At 43.3% G+C, this 7,410-nt stretch carries 13 protein-coding genes and 1 pseudogene; 4 read left to right on the top strand and 10 right to left on the bottom strand.

Annotation, left to right across the window (positions count from 1 at the left end; genetic code table 11):
* Positions 1-360: 360 nt before the first annotated feature.
* The 4 genes from LAY57_RS31670 to LAY57_RS36715 all read left to right on the top strand — a co-directional run bounded on the left by LAY57_RS31670 (position 361) and on the right by LAY57_RS36715 (position 2,575).
* Positions 361-1,251: a hypothetical protein gene (locus LAY57_RS31670; RefSeq protein WP_249071169.1), complete on the top strand. Its 891-nt coding sequence runs from the start codon at positions 361-363 to the stop codon at positions 1,249-1,251.
* 16 nt (positions 1,252-1,267) lie between these two features.
* Entirely contained in the window at positions 1,268-1,603 is a 336-nt protein-coding gene (locus LAY57_RS31675; protein ID WP_249071170.1) for a hypothetical protein, read from the top strand.
* 344 nt (positions 1,604-1,947) lie between these two features.
* Positions 1,948-2,103 carry a hypothetical protein gene (locus tag LAY57_RS36710; RefSeq protein WP_420839165.1) on the top strand — a complete coding sequence of 52 codons (156 nt, stop codon included), beginning with the start codon at positions 1,948-1,950 and terminating at the stop codon, positions 2,101-2,103.
* 256 nt (positions 2,104-2,359) lie between these two features.
* A complete protein-coding gene (locus LAY57_RS36715) occupies positions 2,360-2,575 on the top strand; it encodes a hypothetical protein (protein ID WP_420839166.1) in 216 nt (71 codons plus the stop codon).
* A 190-nt stretch (positions 2,576-2,765) separates the two neighbouring features.
* On the opposite strand, the gene LAY57_RS31685 is transcribed toward LAY57_RS36715, so the two are convergent.
* From LAY57_RS31685 to LAY57_RS31720, 10 genes and pseudogenes are all read right to left on the bottom strand, one after another.
* Positions 2,766-2,954 carry a calcium-binding protein gene (locus LAY57_RS31685; protein ID WP_249071171.1) on the bottom strand — a complete coding sequence of 63 codons (189 nt, stop codon included), beginning with the start codon at positions 2,952-2,954 and terminating at the stop codon, positions 2,766-2,768.
* Between the two features lie 15 nt (positions 2,955-2,969).
* A pseudogene (locus tag LAY57_RS31690) lies at positions 2,970-3,230 on the bottom strand (Uma2 family endonuclease); the annotation flags it as partial.
* Positions 3,231-3,305: 75 nt separating this feature from the next.
* Complete coding sequence (locus LAY57_RS31695; RefSeq protein WP_249071172.1) at positions 3,306-3,914, bottom strand: Uma2 family endonuclease; 609 nt, start codon at positions 3,912-3,914, stop codon at positions 3,306-3,308.
* A 16-nt stretch (positions 3,915-3,930) separates the two neighbouring features.
* Positions 3,931-4,059: a hypothetical protein gene (locus LAY57_RS36020; RefSeq protein WP_275994426.1), complete on the bottom strand. Its 129-nt coding sequence runs from the start codon at positions 4,057-4,059 to the stop codon at positions 3,931-3,933.
* A 69-nt stretch (positions 4,060-4,128) separates the two neighbouring features.
* On the bottom strand, positions 4,129-4,461 hold the full coding sequence (locus LAY57_RS31700) for a XisI protein (RefSeq protein WP_249071173.1): 333 nt from the start codon (positions 4,459-4,461) through the stop codon (positions 4,129-4,131).
* Positions 4,452-4,781, bottom strand: coding sequence for an element excision factor XisH family protein (locus LAY57_RS31705; RefSeq protein ID WP_338022530.1), 330 nt, complete (start codon positions 4,779-4,781; stop codon positions 4,452-4,454). Before LAY57_RS31705 ends, LAY57_RS31700 begins: the two co-directional genes overlap by 10 nt.
* A 43-nt stretch (positions 4,782-4,824) precedes the next feature.
* Positions 4,825-4,917 (bottom strand): element excision factor XisH family protein, encoded by a 93-nt coding sequence (locus tag LAY57_RS36355; RefSeq protein ID WP_338022531.1) that lies wholly within the window; start codon positions 4,915-4,917, stop codon positions 4,825-4,827.
* Between the two features lie 49 nt (positions 4,918-4,966).
* Positions 4,967-5,974, bottom strand: coding sequence for an NAD(P)-dependent alcohol dehydrogenase (locus tag LAY57_RS31710; protein WP_249071174.1), 1,008 nt, complete (start codon positions 5,972-5,974; stop codon positions 4,967-4,969).
* A gap of 43 nt (positions 5,975-6,017) precedes the next feature.
* A complete protein-coding gene (locus tag LAY57_RS31715; RefSeq protein ID WP_249071175.1) occupies positions 6,018-6,992 on the bottom strand; it encodes a cysteine synthase A in 975 nt (324 codons plus the stop codon).
* A gap of 85 nt (positions 6,993-7,077) precedes the next feature.
* Positions 7,078-7,410 (bottom strand): Uma2 family endonuclease (locus LAY57_RS31720; RefSeq protein WP_249071176.1); only part of this gene is annotated, 333 nt, incomplete at its 5' end.

Raw genomic sequence — 7,410 nt, forward strand, 5'->3', positions numbered from 1 at the left:
CCCTGATTACGCCATAGCTTACATCAATCTAGACATTATTGGCTCAATCCTCGACGCCTGCTCTCTAGCCTTTTTAATCCTTTCACCAAATCTGCGTAAGAACCCATTTATTTTGTTACGCGACAAATGTCTTAGTCAGAAATTTTCGTGGGATAATTAAACATTACAACGTCTAAACCTTGCTATCTGGCTAGTAGCTCTGGTAACTATCGCTTTGGCTTTGGACATTATTATAGCAAGCCTTTTCATGGTTAAAATTCCATTATAATTAAGGAAAAATATCATTTTTATAAAACGGTCTGAAAAACTTGGATTTTGTAATATAATTTTGAAATCTCTGCCTGGGAGCAAGATTGGATCATGCCGCCAATACCAACAGTCACAGTCAAGTCAGGATACAAGCCACAATCTATAGATACCAGCATTGAGGCGGACGTGCTGGTGTTTGAGCTATTGCGGCAGTTAACGCCCCAACAAAAAGTACAACGGACTTGCGCTTTCAATCAATCGGTGCGAAGGCTGGCAATATTAGGAATAGAGAGCCAGTATCCCAATGCTACTGAGGCAAAAGTTCGACAAGAATTTATTAAAAGGTGCTTGGGTGCTGAGTGGATAGAAGTTTTATCAAATAACAAAGATTGGGAGAAGCTCGTGATTGCAGATCCGATCGAATTAGCGCAAAAAATAGCCAGCATCTTGCTACCGCTGAATATTCCCTATGTAGTGGGAGGTTCCGTAGCAAGTTCGCTATTGGGAGAAAACAGATCTACGCAAGATTTGGACTTAGTAATTGACCTGGAAGCGCGAATAGCACCTGAGCTAATTGATGTGATGTCAGGCGAGTTTTACATCAGCGAGTCGGCTGTGAGTGAAGCGATTGCAAAGTCAAAAACAGCACCACGCGAATCATCGTTCAATGTGATATATTTGCCTTCTATGGAGAAAGCAGATATTTTTGTGATGGGCAGCGATGACCCTTTTTCCGCTTCGGTAATGAGCCGCCGCCAGCTTCATCCTGTTAGCAACTTACAAGAAGAAGGAATTTACATCTACTCGCCCGAAGATATAGTCCTGCAAAAACTCAGTTGGTACAAACTAACTCGCGGCGGTTCCCAAAAGCAATGGAGAGATGTGTTGGGAGTTTTGAAGGTGCAATTGGGGAGGCTCGATGTCGCCTATATGAACCAGTGGGCTCTTTCGCTTCAACTAACAGATTTACTTGACGAGGCACTGCTTCAATCAGGGTATTAAGAGTTGGCAATTGAAGATGAAACAAAACAACCAACAACGTGCTACTGCCAATAAAATCAAAAAGTTGATTCAAGCCACTAAGGAAGTTGAAAAAACTCGATTTGCCATACCGATAACCAGGCTGACGAGTATCAAAAGTTTGTGCGTTGATGAAGTCGCAGCCGAAAAGTTTGCGCTCTACATTGCTCAACGGGTGCTGCTGCAGATTAATCAGGCGGCTTGTCCCGAACACTTCAGCGGAGAAGAATGGACACATCAACCTGGGGGGGAGACAACAAGCTGTAAAACCCTTACTTCGTGCGGGTTTTACAGCTTGTTGTCAAAAAAAAATAGGTCTGATATTCTCAAGTAGACCTATTTAATGAAAAAACATGAATTTGTTACCCCTATTTTACACCCAACACCTAAAAACGCAACTAAAAAGAGCGGAGTTTTTAATTTTATTCATATTAGTTGTGATGTTACAACAGCATCGAAGAGTAAAATTAGAAGAATTGGCCAGTCAATTTCCGCAAAAAATTCTATTTGAAAGTCGTCGCAAGAAGTTGCAGAGATTTCTCTCGTTACCACACCTAACAATCGAAAAAATTTGGTGGCCATTATTCACCTATTGGTTGACTAATAGTTTTGCCCCAACTGAAGTATTATACATCGCGATTGACCGGACGCAATGGGGATTGGTTAAGGGGAATAGTTGTGAGCCTAATTTATGACCAAAAAGCTATCCCCATCTACTTTGAAGTTCTGCCTAAATTAGGAAACACAAATGTTTCCAAGCAGGTAGCCGTACTCTCTCAAGTCCTGCCTTTATTAAGTAATTATACCAAAGTCGTTTTAGGAGATAGAGAATAATGTTGCTGTAGACCTAGCCCAATGGCTCAGAAGTCAACCAAGGACGTATTTTTGCCTACGCTTAAAACGAAACGAATATATTGAAATTGCCCCAGACATCTGGTGGCAATTACAGGAATTAGGTGTAAATCCGGGGATTTCAATTTACTTAGAAGGAGTTAAATTAACCAAAAGTAAAGGTTTCGAGCAAGCGAATATAGCAGCTAAATGGAAACGTAACTATCGCGACCATTCAGCCGAAGAAGCTTGGTTTATTTTGACCAATTTCTCAGATTTGAGAAAAGCTTTGTCAGCTTATCAAAAACGGTTTGGCATTGAGGAAATGTTTAGAGATTATAAAAGTGGTGGCTATAATCTAGAGTCAACTGGTGTGCATGGTGAGCGCTTAATTGCTTTACTTATATTGATGACTTTGGCTTATACCAGTTCAATTATGTCTGGGCAACAAATCAAAAATAAGGGAGTAGTTTAATATGTTGGTCGCGTGAAAGAAAAACGTAGGACACACCGCCGTCATAGCAGCTTTTATATTGGTATCCACGGCTATGCCTGGGTAGAATCTCTGACGTTGTTGGCCGAACAAACTACACAATTGATGTCTTTAAGCCCTCATAAACGACCTTATTATCAGCGAGGTCGTCGAGCCGAAATGCTTATCCTGTCTACCTTTTCTCTATAGTTGTCGCCCCTTCAGCCTTCTGCGGCTGGTAAGACAGGAATACTTCACACCGCCTGAGACACCACTGGGCTATGGCAATGAGAATATCGTTGCCTGCGAGGGCGGAAATAAAGTCAGGTTCCGGCGTTCCTGTTAAAGTATCGTTAGCTGTAGTTCCAAATATGGTTGCCATGTTTCCAACACTCCTTTAGTTGAATGGGATGCCAAATTTCACTATCTGATTTCCAGTTAGATTTAGTTCAGAAAAAACTAGGGATTCGATCGGGCGATCGTCTTGAAATTGAGTGACTTTATACTCTCCTTCTACTAAACAATAAACGGAAACCGTTGGTTGTTTTGGTTTTCCCGTATAACGACTCGCTCCCAGTGCTAAATAATCCACGATCCAGTATTCCACAATACCTAGCGCTTCGTAGTCTACCAATTTTTTCAAATAATCATCGCGCCAATTAGTTGAAACTCTTAGCTCTTGCTCCCTAAAGAACTAAAAAAACAGTTTTATCGTATCTTAGCGTACTATTAGCTACCCTTGGCTTGCTTTTATAATGGCTGATACTGTTAACTCCAATTCTGGAAAAGTGGAAGAGATGATGCGATCGCTTCCCGTATATTTACTCATTTGATATACTCCTTCTACTAGCTGGTAAACCAACACTGTCGGCACTTTCGGATTTCCCAAGTAACTCCGGGAAGCTATCGCCAAATAATCAACGAGCCAATATTCAAAAATGCCCGACCGCTGATATTCATCCAGTTTATCAACATAGTCGTCTTCCCAATTAGTAGAGACGACTTCTACAGCTAATTGCAGCGGTTCGATTATGCCTGCATAAGTGTTGAGATACCGCTGCCAAATTTTCTTTTCAACTACACTTACATCAGGTCTTCTGCCTCGTTCAGTTCCAGAATTGGTAAAAGTTCTAATCGCTATATCTTTATCCACAACGTAATCAAGCGTAAGTCGCCTGATTTCATCATTTAAAGCAAACATTAAAAACCTTGATACACTTTTGTTCGAGCCTATAGCATCCACTTTGACAATCTCCCCATCGATTAATTCATAACTGCCATCTTCGGGACAGACTTGCAAAAACTCTGCAAATGTTAGTGGTTTAGTAGTAGTGTAGGTCATATCAGCACGCTTCCCCTTACATAACTTTGATGATTATGGCACAGATTAGAGGTGTAAGCAAGTCGATTTGTTGGTTAACTTCGCGCCACGTAGCGACACTTCGCGCTCTCGTTTGGGGGTCGGGTATTTGGACTTGTTGATTCATAGCAGATTCCAATTTTGTTTGGTTTCAGAAATGCTTGCCTCTACTGCGATCGCCTCTTTAACCTCATCACTACCCCACCGCCAACTCTGTAAATTTACGCATATAAGGCGACCTGTATCCTAACACGATATCAGACTTAGGCACTCCAGCCGCAATTAACTCGCTCGCTATCCCCACCTCAGTTCCATCTCGCTGAATCCAAATTTTTCCCTTCTTAATCTCGATGTGAATAACACATCCAAACACTCGTCTTTCTCCACGCCACCCGACATGAAACATCAGATAGCGATCGCGATCGACATCGAAAGCAATTTGAGTTTCTACTTCGCGATCGTCACTATCGCATTCAGAATGTTTTTCGACAATCGATTTAATTAATTCTCTATATTTCTCTATTTCCATAGTACAATCTCCTCTCTAATCGGATTGAATACAAGCAAGTTTAATTGCATCCGCGTCACTGACATTTGAGCTAAACGCCGAGTGAAAAACTCTTCATAAATATCTTCGGGAACTGCTAGATAAAGAACTCTATCTGGCTGTTGTTCTGCTAAAACTACTTTATAGTTCCAAGCTTGACCGTTCGCGTAGCGTTGACGCAGGCAAATCGCTTCGTGAAAATTATTAATCAATGAAAGACCTAAAAAGCTTTTAATTTCTATTGCTATTTTCTGCCCGTACCTTTCTGCTCCCAATAAGTTATTTTCAGCACCTAAATCCACATACAGCTTGTCTTCATCTACTTTAAGATAGATAGGATTGCGCTTAGGCGCACGCTACGCGAACGTCAGTAATTGTCCACCCTTCCTTTTCCAGTGCTGAACGTACAACGGTATGAAAGATATCTTTTGCGGACATAGCTTTACGTGACGATTCTCCTCAATTCTTACTAGCAGACGCCATTGTCTCAGGCTACTGTCAGGACAGCTCGATAGCGAACTTTATTAGCGCGGACTTTTTCCATCGCCTCATTCACTTGTTCAAAGGGAAAAGTCTCGACAATTGGTTTAATGCCAAAGTTAGAGGCCACAGAAAGCATTTCCATTATCATTGCTCGACCGCCGATCGGAGAACCCATAATGCGGCGACGCTTGCTGAGTAAGGGCCAAAGGGGGATGCTAAGAGGTTCGATCGCAACTCCCACAATCGTAAAAGTACCATCAGAATTAAGGTATTCCAGATAAGCACCCCAATCTAGGGATTGCGGAACTGTACTAATTATGATGTCTAGCTGGCGACTGGGAGCAGGTGGAGATTCGCCTGGGGGAACAACTACGACGTGACTGGCACCAAGCTGGGTGGCAAACTCGGCTTTATCTTGGGAAGTGGTAAAAACGGTGACTTTGTTACCCAATTTGCTGGCAAATTGTACCGCCATGTGACCCAAACCGCCGACGCCAATTACGCCAATTTCTTGGCCGGAAGTCATCCCAGCGTGACGCAAAGCCGAGTATACGGTGATACCGCCGCATAACAGCGGGCCAGCTATTTCGGTTTCAATTCCGGCGGGGATGGCAAAGGCAAAGCGCGAATCTAGCGCCACATAGTCGGCGAAACCGCCGTAACCATTGACAATTAAGCCTTTGCTCTCATTGCACAGATTTTCGTTACCTTTGAGACAATCGCGGCATTGGAGACAGGATGACATTTGCCAACCTACACCAACGCGATCGCCTATCTTCAAATGCTTAACTTGCGAACCTATCTCGACTACTTCCCCAACTACCTCATGACCGGGTACTAGGGGATACCGCGATTGTCCCCACTCATTATCGACCATGCTGATATCTGAGTGACAGATGCCGCAAGCTAATACTTTGATCAGGCAATCGTAGTTTTGCGCCTGTCCTGGATTTAAGCTGTAGGGTTTAAGAGTTTCCCCTGACTGATATGCTGCTAATGCGTTGATTTCCATATTGAATACTTTGCTTTTTTCTTCGTTTTTCGGTTGTCAATGACTAATCCGGTAGCAGTTCCTTAGATGCTAACCATTCCAAATTGTACAAACGTGACTGATAACGACTACCGCCATCGCAGAGAATAGTCACAATTGTGTGACCCGGCCCCATTTGTTTGGCTAATGCAACCGCTGCACCTACGTTAATGCCTACAGAACCGCCCATAAACAGACCATCTTTTCTCAGCAGTTGGTAAATCACCCGCACCGCTTCTTTATCATCAATTTGGATAGCATCGTCTATCGGTACACCTTCCATGTTAGCTGTGATGCGGCTGTTGCCAATCCCTTCTGTGATGGAGCTACCTTCTATGGTGATTTCACCCGTTTTCGCATAACTGTAAAGTCCGCTGCCCATTGGGTCTGCTAAAACGGTTTTAACGTTAGGATTTTGGTCTTTCAGGTACATCGACACACCCGCGTATGTCCCGCCAGTTCCGGTAGCGCAAGTGAAGGCGTCAATTTTGCCGCCAGTTTGTTCCCAGATTTCTTTTCCGGTAGTCTCGTAGTGGGCGCGACGATTTGCTAAGTTATCAAATTGATTCGCCCAAATCGCATTTTCCATTTCGGACGCAATTGTGCCAGAAAGTCTCACATAATTATTGGGGTCTTTGTACGACACAGCTGGGACGGGACGAACTTCGGCACCCAGCGTCCTCAAAGCGTCCATCTTTTCCTGAGATTGGGTATCTGGGATGATAATCACGCATTTGTAGCCTTTGGCGTTGCAAATGTGGGCTAAACCGATGCCGGTATTGCCAGCAGTTCCCTCAACTACTGTCCCACCCGGTTTGAGCAAGCCTTTTTCTTCCGCTTCTTTGATAATGTAAAGGGCGGCGCGGTCTTTTACAGACCCGCCTGGATTGAGAAATTCTGCTTTGCCGAGGATTTCGCACCCCGTTTCTTCGCTGAAGCTGTTTAAGCGAATTAGGGGCGTGTTGCCAATGGTGCCGATAAAGCCGTTTTTGATGTCCATTTTTGAATTTACCTAAGTTCCTTTAAAAATTTTGACTTATAGCGGTGCTAGGATTTAAAGAGTTTGGTAAGTGCGATCGCATTTTCTACCAAACTTTACTCATATTAAGCACAAACCCCGGCAACACGAACTCTCCGCTAACTGTAGCCGGATTTTCTAAACATTCTACTTCTTGACTGGGACGATAAATATAAACTCTCCGATTCTTCCGGTCAATCAGCCAGCCTAACTGTATTCCTGGCTCTCTCATATATTCTTCCATCTTTTCTTGTAAAGGCTTCAGATTATCCGAAGCCGACCTCAATTCGATGACAAAATCTGGACAAATTGGCACAAATTTATCTTGTTGTTCTGCTGATAAAGCATTCCAGCGTGACAGTTTCATCCACGAAGCATCAGGAGAACGTTCTGCACCAGT

Source organism: Argonema antarcticum A004/B2 (genome assembly GCF_023333585.1).
Classification (GTDB): domain Bacteria; phylum Cyanobacteriota; class Cyanobacteriia; order Cyanobacteriales; family Aerosakkonemataceae; genus Argonema; species Argonema antarcticum.

Coding starts and splice junctions, on each gene's coding strand:
- LAY57_RS36355 (WP_338022531.1), bottom strand. CDS start 4,917: ATGTCCGCAAAAGATATCTTTCATACCGTTGTACGTTCAGCACTGGAA.
- LAY57_RS31685 (WP_249071171.1), bottom strand. CDS start 2,954: ATGGCAACCATATTTGGAACTACAGCTAACGATACTTTAACAGGAACG.
- LAY57_RS31715 (WP_249071175.1), bottom strand. CDS start 6,992: ATGGACATCAAAAACGGCTTTATCGGCACCATTGGCAACACGCCCCTA.
- LAY57_RS31700 (WP_249071173.1), bottom strand. CDS start 4,461: ATGGAAATAGAGAAATATAGAGAATTAATTAAATCGATTGTCGAAAAA.
- LAY57_RS36020 (WP_275994426.1), bottom strand. CDS start 4,059: ATGAATCAACAAGTCCAAATACCCGACCCCCAAACGAGAGCGCGAAGT.
- LAY57_RS31675 (WP_249071170.1), top strand. CDS start 1,268: ATGAAACAAAACAACCAACAACGTGCTACTGCCAATAAAATCAAAAAG.
- LAY57_RS31670 (WP_249071169.1), top strand. CDS start 361: ATGCCGCCAATACCAACAGTCACAGTCAAGTCAGGATACAAGCCACAA.
- LAY57_RS31695 (WP_249071172.1), bottom strand. CDS start 3,914: ATGACCTACACTACTACTAAACCACTAACATTTGCAGAGTTTTTGCAA.
- LAY57_RS31710 (WP_249071174.1), bottom strand. CDS start 5,974: ATGGAAATCAACGCATTAGCAGCATATCAGTCAGGGGAAACTCTTAAA.